Raw genomic sequence first — 25014 nt, forward strand, 5'->3', positions numbered from 1 at the left:
ATTCAATTTGATGTGTGATAGGCTTCTACCACATAGCAGTTTTTATCTTCTTTGCGCATCAGTACCAATGCCTGATCACCTTTATTAAGCGGAGTACCGTCGTGTGTTACCACATAAACTGTTTGGGCTATGCCATCTAGTTTTACTTCTGCCAATCCCATATTTTCACCATCAGCCGTACTTCTCAAAGTACAAACTTTGCCAACTACCTTTACATCATCTGGTTTGTTGATGTGCTTAAACATTTGCACAAAAGGCATACAAGCAACTTTGGTTAACAACAAACTCACTATAATGAGTGGGATAAATAATATTGCAGCTACGCCCCAAGAGCTGTTTGCTAGGTAATAATTACTTAAAACAGAACCTACCCAAAGAAACAGTGCAAAAAAGCTTATCAGAATCATGATAGGGATTTCACCTATATTGAAAAAGTAAAGCAGATTGTTGACTGCACTTCCTCCTTCTGCTGATACATCTGCGTCTGTGTCTACGTCTGCATCCATATCTATATCGGCATCCAAGTCTACGTCAACATCAAAACTGCTTAGATCAAGTACACCTACAAATGTGCCCAACCAGTAAAATGAAACCAATATCATTAAAAATGTATAAGGCAAGTTTACAGGCTCCAAAGCATAACTTAGAAATTCCATAGTAGTATAGTTTAAAGTCTTAGCAGCTTTGGCAAAGCGATGCCAACAGAGAAATAAAATTGTATTTCTCCTGCTTTATGTAAGACGAATTGTGATTTAAGATTTTTAATAGTTTGGTGTGAATCTGATTCCTACGCTACTTTATCAATCTCTTATTTTTCAGAAAATTTATTAGTACAAAAAACTCCTCCATTATTTACATTTAGTTAAAATTTTCTAACGTAATAAACCAAATATTTTGGTATATTTTGATAGTATTTTCTTCCTCTTTTTTGATAATTAGACAAAGTAATTCCTGCTGAGCTTTTTAAACCCAGATGCTTAAATGTTCGAAAATTACAATGAATTATTGCTCGATAAGGAAAAAGCCTTTCCAGCCAATTCTCTGATTTGCTTATTTTTTCTTGTAACAGATTAGTAGCAAGCAAAAGATTTTTATTACAAAATTTTATTAAAAAGAATTAAAATAATTCTGTTAATTAATACTCAGGCAAGAGAGCTTATCAGAGGAGAAGTGGATATGTATTTGCCTGTAGTACTTTCATTTTTTTGTAACTTAATTGATAATATATTTTACTAAAAATTGAATATCAAGGTTACATAAAAATATAAATATTTACAGATTTAACATTCTGTTAATTTTTATATATCTCCAGCGATTCCAGAAGAGGCATACTTTATATATTTAAATATAAATTAGCCATATAACTCATATACCTATACAAAAAGATATATAATACAAAATTATAAGCCAGCGTATATACTTTGATTAAAATTGAATTATATGGGTATTGAGTAGATAAAAAACATCTGATCTAAGAAAATACTCAATATAAATTCATGTTAAAATAGCCTCCAACTTTCATTTACCAATACCTGGTTTATTCGTGTAAGAATTTAGTAACAAAAAAACAATACAAATTCACCTAAAAAGGTTATTCATGTATACTTTTACGCAAATATTTTAAGGGTATCGTAACATGAGTTTTTTCATTTAATAAGTAAAAAATTATCATAAACACCCCTAGCAATTTTTTAAGACCATATGATATAATTACCAGCTAATGTTTAAAAATAATTACCAATTAAATAAAGTACTATTCAAATCTTTTCCTACAAATAGTTTACACCTTTTACTTTTCATAAGCTTCTTTACTCTAACTCATTGTAGTTTTGCACAAGAAAATAGTGAGCAGAAATTCTGGAATCGGTTCTATATTTCACCAACTATATCTTACATCTTTAGCAGTGCAGAATCTGGAAACGAATTGATAGGAACTAATGGACTCTTTAAAGGTATAGCTTCGGGACTCAATTTTAATTATCAAATTAATCAGACATTTGGGTTTAGACTTTCTACAAATTATCTCAAAGGACAAGAACAAGTAGCCAATAAAGTCTCTTTTCCCATTTATGAGGTTAGAGCTTGGGGCAGAGGAGTTTTCATATCACCTTCAGTAGTATTTCTTTCTAATAAAAGCTTTTTTAATGTAACACCATTCTTAACATTTGGAGCTCTTACAGGCTTTCCAGAAGTAGTTTATACTTACCAAAATGAAAAAGCCATTTTTACTGGAAATACATTTATAGGTATAAATAGTGCCTTAGGAGGAAAAATTAAATTGAACAAATCATTGTCTTTTAATATAGAAGTTCAAGCTCAAAAAGCTAATTATACACCTAGTAGAGTCGTCTACCAAAGTAATGATTCTGTTATTATTGATGAGTCTGAAGATGAGCTAAATACTTCATTTAAACTCGACAATTTTAATCTCTCATTAAGTCTTAGTTATAAATTCAAAAACAGCAAATAATGCGTCTCAAAAATATACTTATAGTAGCATTACTATTGGGCGTATTACAAGCAAAAGCCCAACAGCACCTTTTCGATTTAAGTCTTGCTCCGCGTTTACATCTGGAAGAAAAACCAGAGTATATAGACCATAAAGTAAGAGCTATTTCAAATTTATCAATAGGATATTGTTACCTCCCAGATTCTTTAAACTTGGGTATTGGCCTAACTTATGAATATTTTTCTGAACCTTATAAAGCTAGTAACTATTTTGGTTATAAGATCAGATATCATGCAGTTAAAGTACCTATACTTTTAAAAACTCCTTTAAGTGAAAAGATTAATTTAATGCTTAAATCTGGGCCTTCTTTCTACTTTCCATTTATTCATGACACAGATATAAGCACATTATATAACCCTACTCTAAAGGGAGGGCTTAAAATCGGTTATTATAATAGCCTATCTTTTATTATGCATACAAAAGGAATGGTACAATATGGAATCTCTGTTTTTTCAAATTCCATTATTTCAGAATTTAATATGATTAATTCTGATGAAGATATTTTGGCAAATCAGGATAGCTACTCTCATGTGGGACTTTCTTTTTCTTTAATGATAAACTTTACCAAATAACCATGCGCACTTATCAGTACATATACATTTTTATTTCATGTTTATTTTTGACTAGTTGTTACGAAGAAAATATAACCGAAGAGAATCCTGCACCATTTATTGAATTACTTGGCTTCTCACCCAACGAATCCATAACAAATGCCTTTAACGAAGAACAACAAGCATTTAGCTTTTTAATTAAATTTTCTGATGAGCAAGGTGATATTGGAATAATCTATGAAAACATAAACGAAACAGAAAGAAATTTAATAATTGAAATGTATGACCAAAATGGTAAAATAGACGAATCAGATGGAGGTAATTATAGCATGATTTTCTTCGATGAAGCTACTACTCCAAATAGTCTTAATAGTGAAGGAGGTTATCAGCTTTACAAATTCAGCCCTTTTAGTGGCGAAATTGCGGCTATCTTTCAATTTCCATATAATGGCTATAAAAACTATGTTTCCCCATATTACTTCCAAATCTATCTCCTTGATAGAGAAAACAATAAAAGTAATGTAATAACAACCCCTTCATTTGAGATAACCGAATAGCACTTATTCAAATAAAAAAATAATCCAGAACTTGTTAAATAAACAATGTATTAATTCTTATTTAATATCTCTCAACAATTCGGTAATTTAAGTAGTTGAAATGCTGATTAAGACCAATTAAATTCTTTCTTGGTCTTTATTTCGGGCATAACTGTGCATTTACTTTTCTACTTGTGACTATCTGTGTGTATATTCAGGATGCATTAATTTACTATCTACCAGAAAATACCACCTTAATAAGTAAACACAAAAAGCTAAATGGTTGACAAAAAACAACACATAATCGACGATAAAGAGCTAATAAACGGACTTAGCCGAGACGATTATGCCAGTTTTGAATGTATTTATAATAAATACTATCAACCTCTGTATAACTACTCTTGCCAGTTTAGTGGAATTAAAGCCTACAACCACGATTGCATTCAAGACTTATTTATAGACCTCTGGAATAACCGTAGTAAAACCACCATTACTTACTCTTTGCAAGCTTATCTTTATAAGAGTTTGCGGTATAAAATCCAGCATCAGATAAGAAAAGACCAAACAAGAGCTAAGAACATACAAGGCTATTTTGAAGATTCGTTTGAGATATTTTTTCATGAGCAAGAATACTTGGAGAAGATTGAGTTAGAAAAACACCATATCTCAAAACTAAAGGATAGCATACAACAACTTGCCCCCAAACAGAGAGAGTTAATCTACCTCATCTATTTTAATAACCTCTCTTATGATGATGTTTCTCAGATTATGGGCATCAGTAAAAAAACGGCATACAATCAGGTGCATAGTGCGATTAAAAATCTGAGAACTTCTCTAGGCGATTTAATATTTACCCTACTTTTTATATACCCGAATTTACCTTAACCAAGAGTTTATACACGAAACTCGCAACAAAAAAGCCAATTACTTGCCATGCCACATCTAAACAAGTCATTTATTTACGATTATCATAAAATTGAAAAATATTTAAAATCTGACTAGGAAAAAGTTTGGGTACTTACACATATAAGAAAAGCTCTCTTATCAAGTACAAATATGAACCAGACTGAAGCATTTTTAAACGATCCAAAATTTTGGCTATGGGTTAAATCACCAGATAAAGAACTCGACGATTACTGGCAATCTTGGTGCGAGCAACATCCTGATAAGATAAAAGAACTACAAGAAGCAAGAGCATTTTTAAGCACCATCGAGTTTAAACAATTCACCGCCAGCGAAACTGAGAAGCAAAGCGATTGGGCAAAGATTAAAGCTGGCACTCAGAGCCAAACAACAACATTCTATCGCTTTACAAATTTCTATCGTATTGCGGCCATCATCACTCTAATTTTAATCTCTATTGTATCAGCCTACTTATTCTTCGAGCAACTTAATGTTGAAAAAGCACCAGTGGTTACCATGGAACAACGAGCTACTAATGCTGGACAAAAAATCTCACTTAAATTGACCGATGGCACTTATATAAAACTGAACTCAGGCAGTAAACTCATTTATCCGTCACAATTTTCAGATACAGCCAGAATAGTAAAACTTATTGGAGAGGCATATTTCGAAGTAGCCAAAGACGCTAAAAGACCTTTTTTAGTGGAAGCCGGAAATATTACTACCAAAGTACTTGGCACCCGATTTAATGTGAATGGTTACAGCGAAAACGTATCAGTTTCTTTGATTGAAGGCTCAGTAGAAGTAAGTAATGAAACCGATGGAAAGACTACTCGACAGTTGATTGTTCCTGGTGAAAAAGCCCGATGGACTAACAATGAGTTTACCATAGAAAAACTAAATAAACTGGAAATCGGCTGGAAAGATAACATCCTGTACTTCCAAAAAAGCAGCATTTCCGAAATTAAAAATGTATTGGAAAAGTGGTACGGAGTTACCATTCATATAGATCAACCAGAAAAGATAATGAAATCCTTTAATGGTGAATTTCAAGACGAAAGCCTCGACAATGTGCTGGAAAGTATGGGCTTCGCCATGAAGTTTAACTACCGAATAGAAGATAAACATGTATACATAAACCCTAACGAAAATGAATAATTCGAGCTAAAAAAAACCAGTACATCTCCATCTACCGAAGATATACTGGCTAAAATTCTGCAACTCTGCCAACATTACTCAAGCGACCAAACCATACATAATGTACAGGCAGAGCCACTAACTATTTATTAATTTTAATTATCTAAAAATATGAAAAATGAAATATTATACCTAACGAAAATGCTATCTAAACTTTTTTTGTATGGCTTGCTACTTCAGACAGTTTTTTACTCTGTAATACTGGCTTCTGAAGGCACCGCTCAGGTAAAAAATGTGAAAGAGGTAGATGTAATTGTAAATGCAGATATCTCCACACTTAATGCTTTTTTTAAAGATATAGAGCGACAAACACTTTACAAGTTTGCTTATTCTGATCAAAATCTACGACACGATAAGATTAAAGGAAAGCTACAAAGCGGTGAAAGAAACTTTTACGAAGTACTGCGCGAGCTTTCTAAAATCAATAAACTAAAATTTAAACAGGTAAATAATTCTATTTCGGTAGATGCAGAAAAACCTGATGAAAAGGAAGATGATTTTTATGAACTGTTACAAGAGATTGATATCAGCGGCACCATTACCTCTAGCGAAGATGGAGAAGGGTTACCCGGTGTAAATGTGATTTTAAAAGGAACTTCGCAAGGCGCAGTAAGTGACATTAATGGCAATTATAAAATAAAAGTACCTTCTACTAACAGTGTATTGGTTTTCAGTTTTGTTGGATTCAATTCGCAAGAAATTACTGTTGGTAACCAATCTGTAATTGATGTTGCACTTTCGCCAGATATTCGATCGCTAGAAGAAATTGTGGTGGTTGGTTATGGTGTACAAGACAAATCTGACTTAACAGGCTCTGTCGCTTCTATTAACTCAGAAGATTTTGAACAACAACCTTTAATTCGTACCGAAAATGCATTAAAAGGCAGAACGGCCGGAGTTACTGTCCAAACGCCAAGTGGTGCTCCGGGTGCAAGCATGAAAATAAGAATTAGAGGTTTTAACTCTATTAATGGTAATAATAATCCTCTTTATGTAATAGACGGATTTATTGGAGCAGATATTTCTACGCTTAACCCTAATGATATTGCTTCGATGGATGTGTTGAAAGATGCTTCTGCCACAGCGATTTATGGTTCTAGAGGTTCTAATGGTGTAGTAATTATCACAACTAAATCGGGTAAAAAAGGACAGCTTAAGATAGACTTTGACGCTTTTTATAGTGCTGATAAAATTAGCCGTAAACTAGATTTACTCAATGCAGAAGAATACATGAATGTGGTAAATGCAAGAAACCGAGATTTAAACCTCAACGATGTTTTTACTCAAAGTGAAATTGATTCTGTTGCCAGTACTGGTGGTACCAATTGGCTCGACGAAATTTTAAGAACTGGAGCCACTCAAAATTACCAGCTTGCACTTAGTGGCGGTACCGATAAAACCAGATTCTATATTTCAGGTTCAATGTCAGATCAAGAAGGCATTATCAAAAATTCGTACTATAAAAGATATGGCATAAGAGCTAACCTTAGTTCAGAACTTACTAAAAAAATTGATGTAGATTTTAACATCTATGCAAACCACACTTTTGCCAGAAACAACTATACGTACGATGGTAGAGGTACAGCATTAGGTGCAGCTCATGTTTTTCCGCCAAACATCGCAGTAATAGACGAAGCAACACAAGGCTATACGGTCTCACCCGGTTCTTATGGGCCAATAGCCGGCAACCCAGTGTATCAGGTTACAGAAAGGTTGTTTGACGAAAAAAAATGGAATACTTGGTCTAAACTTCAATTAAATTATGAAATTATTGAAGGTTTAAAATTCTCTGTAATGGGTGGTGTAAATGGCGTTTTTACGCATAGCCCAACCTTTAAGCGTTTCCAACCCGGCGCAGATGAATCTACCAGCGAGGCCATCCAGACAGATAATTTTTATTACAGGTTGCAAAATACCAACATCTTAAATTATGCAAAAAAACTGGGTAGCAATCACAAGTTTGATATTTCGGCTATTTACGAACAACAGATCACCAAATCGGAAGGCAATTATGCTTATGCTACTGGTTTAACCACCAATGCATTAACCTATTACCGATTGCAATTAGGTGCGAATCAGCAAGTATCTTCAGGTTATTCTGATGAAACCCTACAATCATTTCTTGGTCGGGTAAATTATACTTTTAAAGATAGATACCTTTTTACGGCTTCTTTTAGGGCTGATGGTTCTTCTAAATTTGGTGAAGGCAACAAATACGGATATTTCCCTTCTGCCGCCCTTGCTTGGCGACTTTCAGATGAGCCATTTTTAAATACAGTTGATTTTATCAGCGATTTAAAAATAAGAACCAGTGTTGGTAAAGTAGGTAGTCAGGCGATTTCACCATATCAAACACTTACCACATTAGCACTCAACCAGAATTATCCATTTAACAACACTTCTATGAGTGTGGGTGTTGGTCCGGGAACTCCTTCTAACCCCGATTTAAAGTGGGAAACTACCACGCAATACAATGTAGGTATTGACTATGGAATTTTAGGTGGAAAAGTAAATGGTACTATAGATTATTACCACAAAGAAACCAACGATCTGTTGCTAAATGTACCAGTTCCAAGATATGCAGGTGGTGGAAGTGTGCTTAAAAATATAGGCTCTGTTGAGAATAAAGGATTTGAGTTTTTGGTAAACTGGTCTACCATCGATCATGCTAATTTCAAATTAAACACTTCTTTCAACCTCAGTATTAACCGAAATAAAATTCTTTCACTAGGAGAAGATAGTGTGCTATACATTGGCAACTTTATACTAAAACCGGGTGAGCCAATTTCTCAGTTTTACGGACTCACTTACGAAGGAACTTGGAAAGAAAACGAAGCTGATGAAGCCGCAGAGTTTTATCAAGTTCCGGGCGATCCGCGATACAGAGATGTAAATGGAGATAAAGTAATTGGTAATGAAGACATGAGTATTTTGGGAAGCCCACTTCCAGATTTTAACTGGGGATGGAATACCAGCATCGAATACAAAAACTTCGATTTAAATGTACTCATCAATGGCACACAAGGAAATCAGGTTTGGAACCATACTCGATTCTTAATTCTTGGCAGTGGTGATGCCATTCCTACATCTAAGGAAATACTCAACCGATGGACGCCAGAGAATAACCAGTCAGACATTCCGGGCTTTAGTGCAACGAGTAACTCAAGAGCCAACTCAAATCAATGGATAGAAGATGGTAGTTTTATCAGAATTGCCAATGTTACTTTAGGCTATACCATTCCTGAAACGGTATTAAAAAACACGTTGAATAGAGCTAGGTTTTACATCAGTGTTCAAAACTTAGGTTTAATTACCAATTATTCTAGTTACGACCCAGAGCTTTCTACTACGCCACTTGGTTCAGACACGCAACAAGGTATTGACAACAGCACTTACCCAGCAGTTAGAACCTTTACTGTAGGCACTAAAATCTCTCTTTAAATGATTTAACCGAAATTATCATGCTTTATAAAAATATGAAAATAACTTCCATTACAACGATTTTGCTCATTCTGGCAATGGTTTTTTCTTGTCAAGATTTGGAAGAAGAGGCCAAAGGAACATTAATTAGCGATTCATTTTTTTCATCCTTATCCGATTTAGATGCAGGTGTAACCGCCACTTACTCCGAAGTAATCTCTGGAGCATGGGGAGGTATTGCATCCAGAGATATTTGGGCACCATTAATGGGTGCTGATGATCTTACCACTTTACCCACGCAATCTGGTTGGTCGCAATACGATCGATTTGCAGTAGAACCACTCAGTGGTATTGTTTCCATTTTCTGGGGGCAACATTATAAGGTTATCTACTCAGCCAACAATGTAATTGAAAACTATGAGAAAGTAGTTGCCGAAGAAGATGCCATTCTATCTAGAGTTGCTCAGGTGAGGTTTTTACGAGCATTTTCTTACTTCTGGTTGGTAAGACTTTTTGGCGATGTACCCATCACAACCACCACATTAGATATGGAAATTACCAGAGCGCCCAAAGAAGAAGTTTATGCTTTAATAGAAGAAGACCTTTTGTTTGCCGAACAACATTTACCAGAAGCATGGCCCGGCGAGCCCGGTCGTGTTACAGTTTGGGCAGCAAAATCTTTACTTTCTCAAGTGTATTTAACGATGGCAGGCTGGCCACTAAAAGATGAATCTAAATATGCATTGGCAGCTCAAAAAGCAGAAGAAGTAATAAACAATTCTTCGCATTATCTACTACCCAACTTCGAAGATGTATGGCTTATGTCTAATGAATTGAATGATGAGATTGTTTGGGGGCTACAGTTTTGTCGTCTGGTAGATTGTGGCACCAATGCCAGAACTAGTATCACCGCCACCACTATGGGCCCAAGTGAAGAAGGTGGTTGGGATCAAATCTTTTTCGAAGTTGGGTTCTTTAACGATTTTCCTGAAGGACCAAGAAAAGATGTTACTTTCCACACCACATTTACAGATGGTACCGAATGGCAAAACAGCAATGCCAAACATCCTTTTGTGGGCAAATTTAGAGATGGGTCTGTACCAAGAGAAGACAACTATGAAAGTATGTACCTAACTGGTAGAAACTTGCAAATATTGAGATATTCAGAAGTATTGCTCACTTATGCTGAGGCAGCGGCCATGTCTTCTGGACCTAGTGAAAAAGCTTATGAGGCCGTAAACATGGTAAAAAGAAGGGCGAAAGGTTTGCCTATTGACACACCAGACCCATCTGTTGACTTGGAGCCGGGCTTGTCTAACACTGAGTTTAGAGATGCCGTATTGCAAGAAAAAGCTTGGGAGCTAGCTGCTGAATACACCAGATGGTTTGATCTTGTAAGAACCGAAAAAGTAAAAGAAGCTAACCAGAATAAAGCCAATGGCGATCTAGCACCACTTGGCGATATTACCGAAGAAGATTATCTAATGCCGATTCCAGCTGTGGAGTTACAACTCAACCCCAATTTGACACAAAATATCGGTTATTAGTTGCTCAATGGGGCAGGTAAACGCTTGCCCCAATTTTCAAACTTTCGGTTATGTTTTCATCACAGTCCATCACAGAAAGTAGCATAACATTTCATAAATTGATATAGCCATACTTGCATTTTTTTAAAAGTGCATCGCGCTAATTTTTTCTAAAGCTTAAAAATCATTCAATATAATTTTTTGATAAACTATACTCATGCGACTCAGATTAATTTTCGTTTTCAGCCTTATCCTTAGTTCAGCATCACTTTATGCCCAAGAGTTTAATGGTTTAAATGTGAATATGAATAACCTTTACCAACTGTCAGATGCTAAAACTAGATCGATTAGCCCAGAAAACTTTACTGGTGAAAAAGGCGGTGGAGGCAGAACAACCGTAGAAGATGGAAGTGCCGGAGCGGCTGCCAGAGATTTAGGTCTTGGTTGGAAAACAAATCCTTTTATTGTCATTCCTGCTGATTCAGTTTTTGAACTGGCAAATATTGATGGCTCCGGAGCTATTCAACACATCTGGATGACTCCAACAGGTAACTGGCGATATTCGGTAATTAGAATCTATTGGGATGATGAAAAAGAACCGTCTGTAGAAGTACCTGTAGGTGATTTTTTTGCAGCCGCTTACGAATACAAACAGATTAATTCTCTAGCAGTTTGTGTAAATCCCGGTAGTGCTTTTAATAGTTATTGGGTGATGCCTTTCAGAAAAAAGTGTCGCATTACAATGGAAAACATCGATACCAAACCCATGCGTTTGTATTACCAAATCGATTATACCTTAACCGAAGTGCCAGAAGATGCCGCCTATTTCCACGCACAGTTCAGAAGAGTAAATCCTGTTAAATACAAAGATGTCTACACCATTGTGGATAACATAAAAGGCAAAGGGCAGTATGTGGGAACTTACATGGCTTGGCAAAGCAACAACAATGGCTGGTGGGGCGAAGGTGAAATTAAATTTTTTATGGATGGTGATAAGCAATTCCCGACCATTTGCGGCACTGGTACCGAAGATTATTTTTGTGGCTCCTACGGATTTGCCATAAAAGGAAAATACATAGATTATACAACTCCTTATGCCGGCTTCCATGTAATTAGACCTGAGGGAGATTTTACCTATAAATCGCAAACCAGATTTGGCATGTATCGCTGGCATGTAACCGACCCTATCCGTTTTAACAAAGACCTAAAAGTAACCATGCAAGCATTGGGTTGGAGAAGCGATGGAAGATATTTGCCTTTAAAAGACGACATTGCTTCTGTGGCTTTTTGGTATCAGGCAGAGCCACATAATGCTTTCCCAGATTTTCCATCGAAAGATGAGCTAGAAATTAACTAGTAAAAATTTAAGCAATTTTTCGAAGAGAATTTTTAAGGAGTGAGAGGCAATTAACACCTCATTTCTTCTTAACTGAGATTCTTTTTGCCTTTACATTCTAATCAAATGAAAAAAAAGCATCAATCAGTGATAAAAACGATATTTAAATCAACCTTTCTATTATTCCTTTTTGCCCTTAATAGCTGCAAAGAACAAACAGCTAGCATTATTCCAATCACCAAAGACATGGTGATTAACGAAACTGGTTATGGAAAACACATGGCTTGGTTTGACGAGCAAGAAGCAAATGAAACCCCTACTACCCGATGGGAAACTTATGGGGTAAAAACTTACTGGCCTGCCGGAATTATTATCGACTTTGGCAGCAAATATAAAATTAGAGAGATATTAATTTTTGATGGAGAAAAAGAGAGAAATATAAGTGGAGGTGAACTGCAAGTTTCTACTGGAGCTCCATTTAATTGGCAAGATTCTATAAAAGTACAGATGGATAATGCCAACTCATGGATAACATTAAACTGCAACTACGAAACCCGATATCTGCACTTAGAAAAACTAGCAACCAATTTCTATAATCAATCGGCAGAGTTTCCAGAAAACTGCGATTTGGCTATAAAAGAGGTAATTATTAAAGGATATCCATTGGAAGACACTTCACCAAAAGTCACTCAAACTACACCTGAAAATTTTGGAATTACAATGGATGAATTTATTGGGATGAACTCTTATATCACCATTCCTGATAAACTACACGAAGCTATCGGACTGGTTAGAGAATACAGGCCTTGGGGATGGAATGGTGTAACCGATTTAGAAACGCCAATTAATTGGGGAGACTTAAACGAAGTTGCCGGAAAAGAAAAATACCCTCAAGCAGATATGAATAACAGTGATTTGTATTATCAAAAAATGAAAGATATGGGAATTGAAGCTGTTCCTTGTATTCATCGACATGTAGATCAAGCAAATGAACATGAAAATATACCCAACTTTGGAGGCAACCCTAACGATCCGCTTTCATATAAAATCATGGCTGATTATTCTTTCCAATACGTGGCTAGATATGGAAATCAAAAAGTATCAGAAAACCTACTTCGAACTACTGAAGCGAGCCCAAAGAAAAGCGGAATGGGATTCATCAATTATTTCGAAAACTGGAATGAGCCAAACAGATGGTGGGGAGATCCTGCCGGACATTTTACACCTTATCAGTTTGCAGCATTTTGCAGTGCTTCTTACGATGGACACCTCAACCAAATGGGAGATGGTTTTGGAGTAAAAAATGCAGACCCAAATACCAAATATGTTTTTGGTGGATTGGCTGAACTTTCACTCAGCTATGTACAAGCGATGAAATTATGGGCAGATCATCATCGAGATGGCTCCTTCCCTGCTGATGTAATTAACCTACATCATTACTGCAATACAAGAGGCAAGCAACATTCTGGTGAAGAAGCACATGGCATAAGCCCAGAAGCAGATGGACTAAAAGAAAAACTCGAAAAGATAGTAGCATGGCGAGATAAACACTTACCAGATAAAGAACTCTGGTTAAGCGAATTTGGCTGGGATACAGACGAAGGCAGCTATCAATCAGCAGCTTTTGGCCATGCACTTTACCCAGATAAAATCAGCATGTTTGAGATACAAGGGCAATGGTTAGTAAGAGAATATTTGATTGGTGCCGGTGCGGGAATTGATAGAATGATGATGTACCTCGCCAATGATCTAAAAAATTACCAACACGATGTTTTTGGTGAATGTGGCTTTGTTACAGTAGATGATGAACTCAAGCCTTCTTGGTATTATGTAAAAACATTAAAAGACGCGCTAAGTGGAATGACTTTTCAAGCTGAACAAAACTCAGACAATGAAAATGTATGGATTTATAAGTTTAGTAATCCTGAAACAAAAGAAGGAGCTTATGTGCTTTGGTGTCCAACTTCTGATGGAACAACTGTGAATAACTTTTCTCTTCCACTTAGTGATACAAGCCAAACAGCCACTGAGATCAAACTGGAACATCAACAAGAAGCAGGTATCTCCACCGAATTAAACATTGAAAATAATACTGTAACAGTGAATGTAACTGAAAGACCTTTAATAATTTTAGTAGATCAACTTTAATCGTAAAATATGAAATATGGAAAATTAATCTTGCTATTTATCTCTGCTTGGTTAGCAGCCTGTTCGCCTCAGAGAGAGAAAATACCACAACCCAATATTTTGTTTATCGCGGTGGATGATTTGAGGCCGGAACTGGGTTGCTATGGACAAAGTCACATTATTTCGCCCAATATCGACAAATTGGCCAACTCAGGAATGGCATTTACAAATGCCTATTGCAACATTCCTGTATGTGGTGCTTCAAGGGCAAGTTTACTAACTGGGATTCGCCCCACAGCAAACCGCTTTGTAGATTACAATACTTGGGCTAACGAAGATGTTCCCGGAGCGATTAGTTTGCCGGCACTTTTCAAGCAAAATGGTTATCACACAATTTCCAACGGAAAGGTATTTCATCATAAAGATGATTTAAAAGACAGTTGGACAGAGGCACCTTGGAATCCGGCAGAAACGAGTAGTTATATGAACTACCAGACACAGCTTAACCAAGATATTTTTAGTGATGGCACACAAAGAGGTTTTCCTTACGAAGCAGGTGATGTGGCTGACACAGCCTATTTTGACGGAAAAATTGCATCAAAAACCATTGCTGATCTTAAAAGACTCAAAGAAGAAGGCAAGCCATTTTTTGTGGCTACGGGTTTCTTAAAACCACATTTGCCATTTAATGCTCCTAAAAAATATTGGGATTTATATCCTGAGGAGAATATTCAATTACCAGACAATTATTATCCGCCACAAAATGCACCTAAAGCGGCTATTCATAATTTTGGGGAATTGAGATCGTATTACAGCATTCCTAAAAAGGGACCTGTGGCAGATAGTACAGCATTAAACTTAATTAGGGGTTATTATGCTTGTGTGAGTTATGTGGATGTTCAAATTGGTCTCGTGTTGGATGCTTTAGATGAATTAGGCTTAGCCGAAAATACCATTGTGGTACTTTGGGGCGACCACGGTTGGCAATTGGGCGAACATAGTATTTGGTGTAAACATGCCAATTTTAAAACCTCACTCAATGCACCTTTAATAATAAGAGCACCTGGTTATAATGATGAACACAGATCAAAAGCTTTGGTGGAGTTTATAGACATTTACCCAACTTTATGTGAACTATCTGGACTTGAAAAGCCTACACAGCTACATGGTAAAAGTTTTGTGCCATTGCTCGAAAATCCAGATCAAGCATGGAAAGAGAAAGTGTATTCCAGATTTATAAAAGGTGAATCTATTATTACAGATAGGTATTTGTATACAGAATGGATTAACCAGCAAGATTCTATTTATGCGAGTATGTTGTATGATCACCAAACTGACCCAGATGAAAACAAGAATATTGTTGGTGCTGATGGCATAAAAGACACTGTACAAAGCTTGCATAATCAATTACACCAACACATCGAAACTGATAGAACCTATATAAATGAAAGCCAGCAAGGTGGTTAGGATTTAAGCACTTTGCATATATTCCCCCAAGCTGTAATGAGTGATTTATGGTTTGGGGTTTGTCTAACACGCATTTATCACAATACCATCTTTAAACCTCTTTGCTGTTTGAAATGCAGCTTTTAATTTATTTATGTAAAGAAGAAAATAATTTTTCCAGAGATCATCATTTAATTCACTACTCTTCATTTTCGAAATATTATAAGCTTCCCTTAAATCTTCTTCTACAATTAATTGTAAAGCATCGCATATTTCAGCCGCTAATTCTGATTTTATGTAGAAGGGATCATCAAAATACCTAAAGCTTATTCCATTTATCTCTTTTACTATATTATTTTCAGAATTATCACATTTTATCAATAATGGAATAATTTCATCCCAAGATTTATCTAAATAAAAATGTCTTTCTGGGTTATCATGATATTTACCACCCATAAAACAATAATTATTATCAAAGTAATCGCTAGCTTCTTCAGGATTCTGAACAAAATAATCGATCATCTTATCTTCTACTCTATAATACTCTTTTACGATACCCATAATTATCCCATCTAATTTACATCTTTCTCTCCTCGTATTCTTTTCTGGTAAGTCTGTATTGCACCACGGTTAGGTATTTTTCATCTTTTCTAAAATGCTCTACTAACTCGGCTTCTTTAATCATTCCATTTTTTTTCATCACTTTGCCTGATGCAGGGTTATCTATTAAATGTGTTGCAAAGATTTTATTCAAGTTTAACACTTCAAACCCAAAACTTAACACTGCTCCGGCGGCTTCTGTGGCATAGCCATTACCCCAATATGGTTCACCAATCCAATAACCTAGTTCGGCTTTGTTAAATCGGTTATCTATTTTGAGCCCCATACCTCCAATAAACTTGTTGCTTTCTTTTATTGCGACTCTAAAAGTAAATTGAGTTCTTCTTTTAAAACCTTCGTTTGCTGAGTTAATCCAGTATATGGCATCTTCCTCTTTATAAGGATGTGGGATATTCATAGTCATGTCTGCAACTTTCTTATTACTAGCATATGATACTATGTTAGGAATGTCTGCTGCTTGCAACTGACTTAACCTTAGCCTTTCAGTTTTTATATCAGAAAACATAATTTATTTTTTAAACTTCTAATATATCAGGTTTTGTAATTTATTTAATAAATACGAACAAAAGCATTTCTGAGCACCGAAGAAGCCTCACCCTAAAATATGTTATAAAAAATTAACATTATACCTCAAAAAAGTGAAATTTCGTGTATTTCATAAGCATTTTCTTCGTTACTATGCCAGATTAGATAAACTTGATTAACCTAAATTTCATTGACAAAATGCAAAAAACTACCATTAAAACATTAGGAATTAAACTGTGCTTTATTGCAGCTTCTACATGGCTATTATTTTCATGCTCTGAAGAAGACGAAGTAACTCCTGTAACTAATCTTTCTTTGGAGGCTACAGCTTCAGCGAGTTCTACATACTATGGTTATTCGGCAGATAATATAAACGATGGCGATACTAATACAGAAGTAGGTCCGAAAAGCAGTTGGACCAATTCTAACAGTAGTACTGATAGTGGAAAACTACCTCAATGGGTGATGTTGGATTTTGGAACAGAGAAATCATTTTCAAGGATAGAATTATATACTTCAGAAGATTACTTAATTCAAGATTACCAGTTACAGTATTTTGATGGAGTGGCTTGGCAAACAATTGAGGATGTAACCGACAATACTTTTCTTATTCGATCTCACACTTTTGACAAAATAATAAGCTCAAAAGTAAGACTATACGGCACCAAAGGACCAGACAACCAGAGTGTTTATGTAAGAGTAAATGAGCTGGAAGTTTGGACTGAGTAGGTAATTCAACCATAATTGTAATTGATGTGCTAACCGAAGCGGGCTACCTGCTTCGGTTTTTGATTTTTTTTACTCCATCCGTTCTCTTTTCTCCATATTGTATTTATCACCTTCTTTAAGGAAGTAAAAAAGCTGATTTCTTTCGGGCAGATTTTTTAGGGCGAATCCTTCGCGAGACCAAAAAGTAGTATCGTAAATCAATACATAGCTTTTACCTATCACCTCAAACTCATTTCCCTGCACCACAACCGCTGTGCTCTCGTCAATACCGATGCCTAATAGCTCAGGCTTGTTCTTTAAAATATCGAACATATCAAACTGCCTGTTGCGCACCAACACGTGCTGATCTATGGCAATGTTTTTCACAAAACCAAAACCCTCTTCATGGTCACCCATCATAATCTGATTGTTTTTTGTGTCGCCTCTCGCCAAATAAGAACCTTGTATGGTCGCTCCTGCCGAAGAGCCACCAATTACGCCTCCTTTATCCAGAATTTGCCAAAACATGCCCTCTGTTTTAGTGTCTTTGTAAGCATCTACCAGTCGCCATTGCCTACCTCCACCAAACCAAACTGCTTTGGCATTTTTTAATGGTTCAATAAAAGCATCAGTATCGGCTGTTTCTCTATCATACGTATGTAGTAAAGTTACATTTGTGGCACCAGCTTCTTTTAATGCAGGTATGGCACTATAAGTCTCATCATAACTTTCTCCACCTCCTGCTGTTGGAATCACAACAATAGGGGCATCTTTTCCTCCAGCTAATTCTATAAAACGTTTCCAGATTTCGTTGCCAACTTTACCACCTCCTACAATTACCAAAGAGCCCTTTTGGGGTCCAGTAGTTACAAGTTCTTCTGGTTCACTTTGAGAAAAAGCTATAGTAAAAGTGAATAATAAATTTAATAAAAGGAAAGCTGATTTTTTCATGAAATACTTTGTTACGTTTAGGCCCAAGACTTAATATTTACAAAATCCACATTGTGTCTTTTTAATATTTTCGCTTTTGGTAATACATTTATGTAAAAACTAAAATTAGTAAATTGAAACTGATTTAATTAAGAGGTGAGACGATTAAGCAAAAAAATAAATTCCCAAAAAAAGCTAGACTTCTTCTATATCAATCTCGTCTAATAAAATGTAATGGACTTAAAACTCTAATAAAGTGCAGTAAATAAAAATTGAGCTTATAAATTAGCCGGTAAATACTCGAAAGGGCTTAAGCCTTAACAACAAGTTTAACTAACAAAGAATCATGCGTTTCAACTTCATTTTGCTATTCATTCTACTAACTTTCAATTTAAAAGCGCAATCTGGCTTTGACTCCAACAACCTTGAGAGTTATTTAAGGCTAGAAAACTACCTTACAAAATCTGATGATATCGATAACACGATTAATTATACCTGTGCAGTTTTTATTTCTCCTTCTGAAATTAAAATCAATGAAATAAAGAATGAATGTACACAGGAAGACGATTTTTTTGTAATAGCAGATGATAATATCTATTATGCATATAATGCCTCGGAGTTAGTCAATTCTTTAAAAATAAAAACTGTAGATCTAACTTCTGGAACGGTAAAGTTCACCAACCCAAAAAACAAAGAAAGCTGGATTCTTAATACAGAAAAAGCCGGTGCACCTGGCTGGAACATTATCCTCTATAAGCCAGGTAGAAAACCTGCTTTTAAATCTTCTATTGACCTAAGCGAAGCAGAAATTAAAACTTATTTTGGTTTGTAAGTAAGATAAATCACATACTTTGGATCAAACGAACCTCGCCACATACCTCAGTATAGCATTACCCATTTTGGTTATGCTACTCGTTTCCATTATTCAAAAACCAATAAGGTTTAAACTAGTTATCCCCTTTGTAATAATAGTAGTTGCTTGGTTTTTCGGAATAAGAGTATTAAATAAATTTATTGAGTTTTTAATTCTGTATTCCTCAATAACAATTGTTTTAGTCTATTTGATTAAGCGACCTGTAGATAGCCATAAAATAGCTAAACTGTCTACAGTTTTAGTAATGTGGGCGATAGTAATTATAGTATTTTTAGGGATATTTAGTATCAAACCCATCCGGCTTATTATAGTTGTACTAGCCTACCCCGGATTTATAGGAGCTCTTATTTTTTTCTATAAAAGAATTCCAAAATTAAAAAATGCCATCATTGCGATAGTTATTCTTGCTCATACATCCCTCTCAATCTTTATAGGAATTGGCAGTTGGAGCGGATACTTTTCTGAACAAACAATAAAGCCGTTAAGCAAAAATAACTTTATCATTTTTAAGACAAATGGCGCATTTCTCCACTCTTATCTAAGCTGTACATTGGCTAAGAATTTTTTCGGTAAGTATATCTATTTTGAAGTTGATACAATTGCATTTAATAGTGGCAAAATTGAAGATGCGATAATTAAAGAAGATGATGAAAACCAACAGATACGAGTAACAGTAGATGAAAAAACAGAAGTGCTTCAATGGTAGATTTATTGAGTATAGATAAATCACTTCCTCTTTTTTCTTTTCTTTTGAGCGCTTAATTGTTTCTTTAATTTTGGAGACTTTATCCAACTTTCGCCAAATCGATGATTTAGCCCAAATTCAATATCATTTATCATTTGTGAGTCAGATTGTTTCTCAATTTCTTCATTAAGGTAAGCTCTAACTTCTATCACTAATTCTTCATCCCAATTTACCATACCACTGGCTTTTGCGCTATCAAAACTACACCTAGAATAATGAAGATACTCTAACACATATGTTGTTTTACTCTTCTCGATTAATGCTTGACCGATTTCACCTAAATATCTATAACACCCAAAAGCTTTAACAGAAGTTTCGCAATGAGCAACAAATAAGTCCCTTAGTAATTCAACTGAAACTTCATATTTTAGGTGTCTTATTTTTTTACTGACATCGGTTCTAAATACATCATTAAGATCATAATATCCTCCCTGCTCATCCTCAAAACAGTTAAAGCGAATTTGATCTAAATCTACTTTAGAAATATAGTTTAATATAAAATTTTCAAGCTCTTGAGACATCGATGAACTGTGGGTTAATTTTAACATAAAAAGGTTAAAAACCTTTAAATTTTAGTAAAATCGAAGTATTACAACCTATATTTAGGCATAAAAAAAGTATTAGCAATCTGATTTTCAAATCTATATTTTGAATATCTATTTCAACCTTCAGCATGGAAAATAAAAATTACTTCTTGATAAAATCGAGCTTGTACTCCCTTTCATTTATTTTTTATTACTCTCAATCTCACTTCCAACTTCTAACATAAAACACAAAATTAAAGTGCTTCATTATCTACAAATGCAAGCTATAATAGTGCTACCTACTATAACTAATAGTAATTAAAAGTAATACTTTATATAACCTAGTGAATAATATTTTCAATCTTATAAATTTTCATAAAAACATGAAATACCTTTATAGCACATTATTATTAATTATCATTTCTTTCTCTGCCAATGCACAACTCAGCAAAGGGCTAAAACAAATTGGAGGATCGATTAATGCATCTCATTCAAAAACAAACTCAGAAAACCCTGGATATATATCATCCGATATTTATGATGATAGCAGGACTAGCTTTAGTTTTTCACCTTCTTTTGGGTTCTTCATAAAAGATAATATTAGTTTAAGTGCAGGATTGGGCTATAATTATTTAAAAAATATATCAGAATACCCTGATGATGAAGGAACAACTAAGGAAACTTTCAAAAACAAAAGTTTTACGTTCACAATCAATAGCCGCTTTCACAAATCAGTTACAGACAACTTTTATCTTTTTTTGCAACCATCTGCAAGCGTAAGTATCGGTAACAGACAATACGAACAACATGAAGATGAAGGCACAAAATACTACACATTTTCATTAGGAATTAGTCCAGGTTTGCTATTTATGATTAATGAAAAATTTGGCATTGAAAGCACTTTTGGTTTTTTAGGTTATACCAAATCTAAAAATAAGCCTTATGATGATTCTCAAACCCTCCCAAATTCAGAAAATAATAATCTAAATTTTAACTTATCTCCAAGTACATTACAGTTTGGCTTTCGATATTATTTCGAGTAAGACCTTAATTATCTAAGCATAATTAATTTAAAACAGCTCCTACCATAAATAATCGAATACCATGAAATACATATATAGTACATTTTTACTAATCATCATCTCCATATCAGCACATGCACAATTAGATAAGGGATTGAAACAAATTGGTAGTTCATTCTCATTCAATTCAAGAGATTTTACCAATGAAAATGTGAACACCGCTTACGACGACAATGATTTTACATTAAATATATCTCCTAGATTCGGGTATTTCATAAATGATAATGTGAGTATAGGTTTTGGATTAGGATATACCAGTATTAATAACAAAACTGAGGTTCTAAGAAACAACTCCTCTATACCCATAAATTACAAGACAACAACAAACACTTTTGATTTTTCAATTTTTAGTAGATTTCATAAACCTATTACAGATAAGTTTTATGTTTTTTTACAACCATTTGCCTCAGCAAGTTTCGGTAAAACGCATAGTGATGAATATACTGATAATCAACAGGTAAGAAGCTTAGACATTGGTATGTCGCCAGGCCTATTATATATGATCAATAAAAACTTTGGACTTGAAAGCACTTTTGGATTTATTGGTTATAACCACTATAGTACAAAAGCTGTAGACAATCCTAGAACAGCTACAGAAACCTCACGGAATAACATTGGCTTAGATTTATCTACCTACACTTTAGAGTTAGGGTTGTATTATTATTTTTAAGAAATGATTTTAGCTAAAAAGCTGTTGAATCATCTAGCTTCAACAGCTTTTTTATTGCAAAATTCGTAATACACAAAATAATATGTGGCCCCGACAGGATTCAAACCTATGAGGTCACATGTTTGATTACCAGAACGTTACATTACTTTGTAACATTGGTGTACACAAAGTAGAAACAATTTTTTTCATGCTTTTACCCTGGTTATGCATACACCCTAATCTTTCCCAACTGAATACTTGCCATACTCTTAACCTCTTGAAAACCTGCTATTATAGCTGTTACCTGCTTTTCAAGAACAGTAATCTTTTTCTGGAGTATTTTATTTTCTTTTTCACTTGTCTCTATATTGGGTTTTGTAACTTTTTTACTTGAAGAAATCGACACTTCATCTAAAAATGGATCACCTTGGTCTGCTATAAACCAATTTAGATTGATGTTAGGATGTAGCTCTTTCATTTTAATTACAAAATCCATTGGTACTTCATGTTTTCCATCCCAATATCTTTTGAGCATATTAGTAGTTTTTTGAAAATGGTTAACTAGCTGATATTTATCAACCTCCTTCCATTCACCAAAAATTAAACTAAGTTTATCTGATTGGTTTTTCATGAAAATTTACTTTTATTTAGGAAATAAATTTGGAAAATATATTTTGCATAAATACTTTTGAAAAACAAATTTACGAAATGATTATACAAAATTCATTTACAAAATAACGTAAATTATTTTTAAATGATTACTTTTTATGTAAAAAAGTACCAACCAAAACTCAATTATCTATGTTTAAAACGATTTATAAAGCTTTAAATGAGAATAGAGTTGATGATGCAAAAAGAATATGTATTCAACAACTTCATTTACAGAATAAAAGAGTTAAAAAGTCGAACGAAAAAAGATTATTGAAGGTAAATAAATAAAAAAAGCCAAGTGCTACCAACACCTGGCTTCAAGTTCAACTGTGAAATCAAACTTTTTTATAGACATGACAAATAACGTAAAAAAAGATGAAAATTCTATCTGGCAACACAGAAGAAATTTCAACAAGCAGTGTGAAATCGAGAATCGGCAGAAGAATCGAGTAAAAAAGCGAGATACAGAAAAGCCTTTGATTCTTAAATATTTATAATTTTTCACACTCAAGAAATTCAAATAATGTTAACAACAGCTTATATAATATTAGGGATAGTTATCCCCTGCTTGCTCATTTTACAGTATGTTATCTCCAGAAAGATTAAAAGGGAGAATGATGAACTTTTTGATAATGGGTGAAGCTTTGACTTGCCAAAGGTTAAGCCTTCACTCAATTAAGGGCTAAAAACTTGATTAAGTTTTCTAGTCTTTCCTTATAAAAGATACCATGAAAGCTTAATAAGCTTTCATGGTGTTCACCAAAAGTCAAGGGCAGCCAATCCCAACCACAGTCCCGGCTACCCTAATGAAATAGAAACTGCCTAAAATTATGGAAAATATTAAGGATATTAATGTTTTGAAAAACTTTTTTTTGAAAATATTTACCCGAAATTACGTAGAAAAAAAGGACTATTATAGTAGGTTCTTTGGTGTATTTGCCGTTTTTACTCTTATCAGTATTGCAGCGCAATGTTATTCTGGTTATTCAGAATTAAGCTTTTTTGAAGCTAATTTGGCATTTTTAAAGCTCCCTCATCCTTTTTACTTTGCTCTACTAACTACAGTTCTATTTGAAATATTCAAGTCCATAGTAACCTTAAAGTTTTTTCACGAATTTTTGGGATATCCTAAATCATTTAATCTCTTTTTTTTATTATTATCTATTACATGTATAGGTGGCTCTATCTGGTTTAGTATGCATGGTATTGAAAGAAAAACAGTAAAGAATTTCTCTCCTCCCCCAATAGATGAAAAAACGAACAATACAGATCAAATATTCAAAAACAATTTAGCTCAAATTGATAATACCATTAAAGATATTCAATCCCGCTACACCTATCAAGGAACAGTTTATATACCAAAGTCTGGCAATAAATGGCATTCAACTGATCAAGTATCTATTGATCGAGAAAAACTAAATAAACTGGAAACTCAAAAGTCAGAACTCATTAGTGAACATACCAAACAAAGAGCTACTCTTATAAAAGAGTTTGAATCCAGTTTAAACTCTTATAATAATAAGCTTTTAGGAGCTTTACAAGAAAACAGATATAATGTGATATTCTCGGAAAGTATCTACATCATATGTATGATATTTAATTGTATTTTTTCCTTTAAATCAGCATTGGAATATAGTAGTCAATCAAGTAACAACAATCAAGCACCACCTCCCAATCTTAAAGAAAAAACAAAGCAAAAAGGAGTTAATCTCAATCAAAACACCCTTGAAAAACATCAAATGAATGGCAGTCCATTCAATGATAGCAATCTAAAGATTTTTAGGAATGAGGTTGAAAGCCAAAACAATGAAAATATGCCTTTAGGTAATGTTACTGAGACAGTAACACAGTTCGAGAAATATACAGAATTAGGACTTACTAAAGCCCCAGAAGGATACGAACCACGAAAATGTAAATGTTGTGGTCAACCTTTTTTTGCCAATGTAGTTAATGAATCCTCTAATAAAAAAATATACTGTTCAAAAGAATGTGCAGACAAGAAAAGAAAGGAACATACCTATAAAAAAAGAGAGGAAAGAAAATTGGATAAATTAAAGCTTGTGGAAAGCAGTTTAGACTCTGCTCAGCAATGTATTTTATGGAAAAAAACTGGCACTGACAATGAAGAAAATTAAACCAAATAGCAACTAGACA

The 25014-nt window shown here is 34.4% G+C and carries 22 protein-coding genes; 16 read left to right on the plus strand and 6 right to left on the minus strand.

Translation table 11 applies throughout. The annotated features are described in order from the left end of the window. Positions 1-2 precede the first annotated feature (2 nt). Positions 3-656 carry an OB-fold-containig protein gene (locus tag OQ292_RS05535; RefSeq protein ID WP_284685061.1) on the minus strand — a complete coding sequence of 218 codons (654 nt, stop codon included), beginning with the start codon at positions 654-656 and terminating at the stop codon, positions 3-5. A gap of 1064 nt (positions 657-1720) precedes the next feature. Here OQ292_RS05535 and OQ292_RS05540 point away from each other — a divergent pair. From OQ292_RS05540 to OQ292_RS05585, 10 genes are all read left to right on the plus strand, one after another. Continuing rightward, positions 1721-2470 carry a hypothetical protein gene (locus OQ292_RS05540; RefSeq protein WP_284685062.1) on the plus strand — a complete coding sequence of 250 codons (750 nt, stop codon included), beginning with the start codon at positions 1721-1723 and terminating at the stop codon, positions 2468-2470. Continuing rightward, the gene (locus OQ292_RS05545; protein WP_284685063.1) at positions 2470-3081 is read left to right on the plus strand and encodes a hypothetical protein; all 612 of its coding nucleotides are present in this window, start codon (positions 2470-2472) and stop codon (positions 3079-3081) included. The genes OQ292_RS05540 and OQ292_RS05545 overlap by 1 nt, the downstream gene beginning before the upstream one ends. 2 nt (positions 3082-3083) lie before the next feature. Then, complete coding sequence (locus OQ292_RS05550; protein WP_284685064.1) at positions 3084-3617, plus strand: hypothetical protein; 534 nt, start codon at positions 3084-3086, stop codon at positions 3615-3617. A gap of 258 nt (positions 3618-3875) precedes the next feature. Further along, positions 3876-4481 carry an RNA polymerase sigma factor gene (locus OQ292_RS05555; RefSeq protein WP_284685065.1) on the plus strand — a complete coding sequence of 202 codons (606 nt, stop codon included), beginning with the start codon at positions 3876-3878 and terminating at the stop codon, positions 4479-4481. Between the two features lie 171 nt (positions 4482-4652). Beyond that, positions 4653-5657 (plus strand): FecR family protein, encoded by a 1005-nt coding sequence (locus tag OQ292_RS05560; protein ID WP_284685066.1) that lies wholly within the window; start codon positions 4653-4655, stop codon positions 5655-5657. A gap of 180 nt (positions 5658-5837) precedes the next feature. Continuing rightward, positions 5838-9137: a SusC/RagA family TonB-linked outer membrane protein gene (locus OQ292_RS05565; RefSeq protein ID WP_284685067.1), complete on the plus strand. Its 3300-nt coding sequence runs from the start codon at positions 5838-5840 to the stop codon at positions 9135-9137. Positions 9138-9157: 20 nt separating this feature from the next. Further along, a complete protein-coding gene (locus OQ292_RS05570; RefSeq protein ID WP_284685068.1) occupies positions 9158-10663 on the plus strand; it encodes a RagB/SusD family nutrient uptake outer membrane protein in 1506 nt (501 codons plus the stop codon). A gap of 196 nt (positions 10664-10859) precedes the next feature. Continuing rightward, entirely contained in the window at positions 10860-11999 is a 1140-nt protein-coding gene (locus OQ292_RS05575; RefSeq protein ID WP_284685069.1) for a glycoside hydrolase family 172 protein, read from the plus strand. Between the two features lie 105 nt (positions 12000-12104). Further along, positions 12105-14126 (plus strand): hypothetical protein, encoded by a 2022-nt coding sequence (locus tag OQ292_RS05580; protein WP_284685070.1) that lies wholly within the window; start codon positions 12105-12107, stop codon positions 14124-14126. A gap of 9 nt (positions 14127-14135) precedes the next feature. Beyond that, entirely contained in the window at positions 14136-15572 is a 1437-nt protein-coding gene (locus OQ292_RS05585) for a sulfatase (RefSeq protein WP_284685071.1), read from the plus strand. A 63-nt stretch (positions 15573-15635) separates the two neighbouring features. Here the strand turns inward: OQ292_RS05585 and OQ292_RS05590 are convergent, their stop codons facing one another. Both OQ292_RS05590 and OQ292_RS05595 read right to left on the minus strand, forming a co-directional pair. Then, the gene (locus OQ292_RS05590) at positions 15636-16112 is read right to left on the minus strand and encodes a DUF1877 family protein (protein WP_284685072.1); all 477 of its coding nucleotides are present in this window, start codon (positions 16110-16112) and stop codon (positions 15636-15638) included. Positions 16113-16128: 16 nt separating this feature from the next. Then, the gene (locus OQ292_RS05595; protein ID WP_284685073.1) at positions 16129-16677 is read right to left on the minus strand and encodes a GNAT family N-acetyltransferase; all 549 of its coding nucleotides are present in this window, start codon (positions 16675-16677) and stop codon (positions 16129-16131) included. Between the two features lie 218 nt (positions 16678-16895). On the opposite strand from OQ292_RS05595, the gene OQ292_RS05600 reads away from it, so the two are divergent. After that, positions 16896-17426, plus strand: coding sequence for a discoidin domain-containing protein (locus tag OQ292_RS05600; protein ID WP_284685074.1), 531 nt, complete (start codon positions 16896-16898; stop codon positions 17424-17426). Positions 17427-17495: 69 nt separating this feature from the next. Here OQ292_RS05600 and OQ292_RS05605 read toward each other — a convergent pair whose 3' ends face one another. Beyond that, on the minus strand, positions 17496-18356 hold the full coding sequence (locus OQ292_RS05605) for a cyanophycinase (protein ID WP_284685075.1): 861 nt from the start codon (positions 18354-18356) through the stop codon (positions 17496-17498). 325 nt (positions 18357-18681) lie between these two features. On the opposite strand from OQ292_RS05605, the gene OQ292_RS05610 reads away from it, so the two are divergent. Continuing rightward, positions 18682-19167, plus strand: a complete 486-nt coding sequence (locus OQ292_RS05610) for a hypothetical protein (RefSeq protein WP_284685076.1) — start codon at positions 18682-18684, stop codon at positions 19165-19167. A gap of 19 nt (positions 19168-19186) precedes the next feature. Further along, positions 19187-19915, plus strand: coding sequence for a hypothetical protein (locus tag OQ292_RS05615; RefSeq protein WP_284685077.1), 729 nt, complete (start codon positions 19187-19189; stop codon positions 19913-19915). Between the two features lie 20 nt (positions 19916-19935). Here OQ292_RS05615 and OQ292_RS05620 read toward each other — a convergent pair whose 3' ends face one another. Next, positions 19936-20475 carry a hypothetical protein gene (locus OQ292_RS05620; protein WP_284685078.1) on the minus strand — a complete coding sequence of 180 codons (540 nt, stop codon included), beginning with the start codon at positions 20473-20475 and terminating at the stop codon, positions 19936-19938. A 386-nt stretch (positions 20476-20861) separates the two neighbouring features. Here OQ292_RS05620 and OQ292_RS05625 point away from each other — a divergent pair, with 386 nt between their 5' ends. Together OQ292_RS05625 and OQ292_RS05630 are read left to right on the plus strand one after the other, a co-directional pair. Continuing rightward, the gene (locus OQ292_RS05625) at positions 20862-21521 is read left to right on the plus strand and encodes an outer membrane beta-barrel protein (protein ID WP_284685079.1); all 660 of its coding nucleotides are present in this window, start codon (positions 20862-20864) and stop codon (positions 21519-21521) included. 61 nt (positions 21522-21582) lie between these two features. Next, positions 21583-22230: an outer membrane beta-barrel protein gene (locus OQ292_RS05630; protein ID WP_284685080.1), complete on the plus strand. Its 648-nt coding sequence runs from the start codon at positions 21583-21585 to the stop codon at positions 22228-22230. A 202-nt stretch (positions 22231-22432) separates the two neighbouring features. Here OQ292_RS05630 and OQ292_RS05635 read toward each other — a convergent pair whose 3' ends face one another. Beyond that, entirely contained in the window at positions 22433-22840 is a 408-nt protein-coding gene (locus tag OQ292_RS05635) for a hypothetical protein (RefSeq protein WP_284685081.1), read from the minus strand. Positions 22841-23690: 850 nt separating this feature from the next. Here OQ292_RS05635 and OQ292_RS05640 point away from each other — a divergent pair. Beyond that, entirely contained in the window at positions 23691-24995 is a 1305-nt protein-coding gene (locus tag OQ292_RS05640; protein WP_284685082.1) for a recombination protein NinG, read from the plus strand. Positions 24996-25014 lie beyond the last annotated feature (19 nt).

Source organism: Chondrinema litorale, from assembly GCF_026250525.1.
GTDB lineage: Bacteria > Bacteroidota > Bacteroidia > Cytophagales > Flammeovirgaceae > Chondrinema > Chondrinema litorale.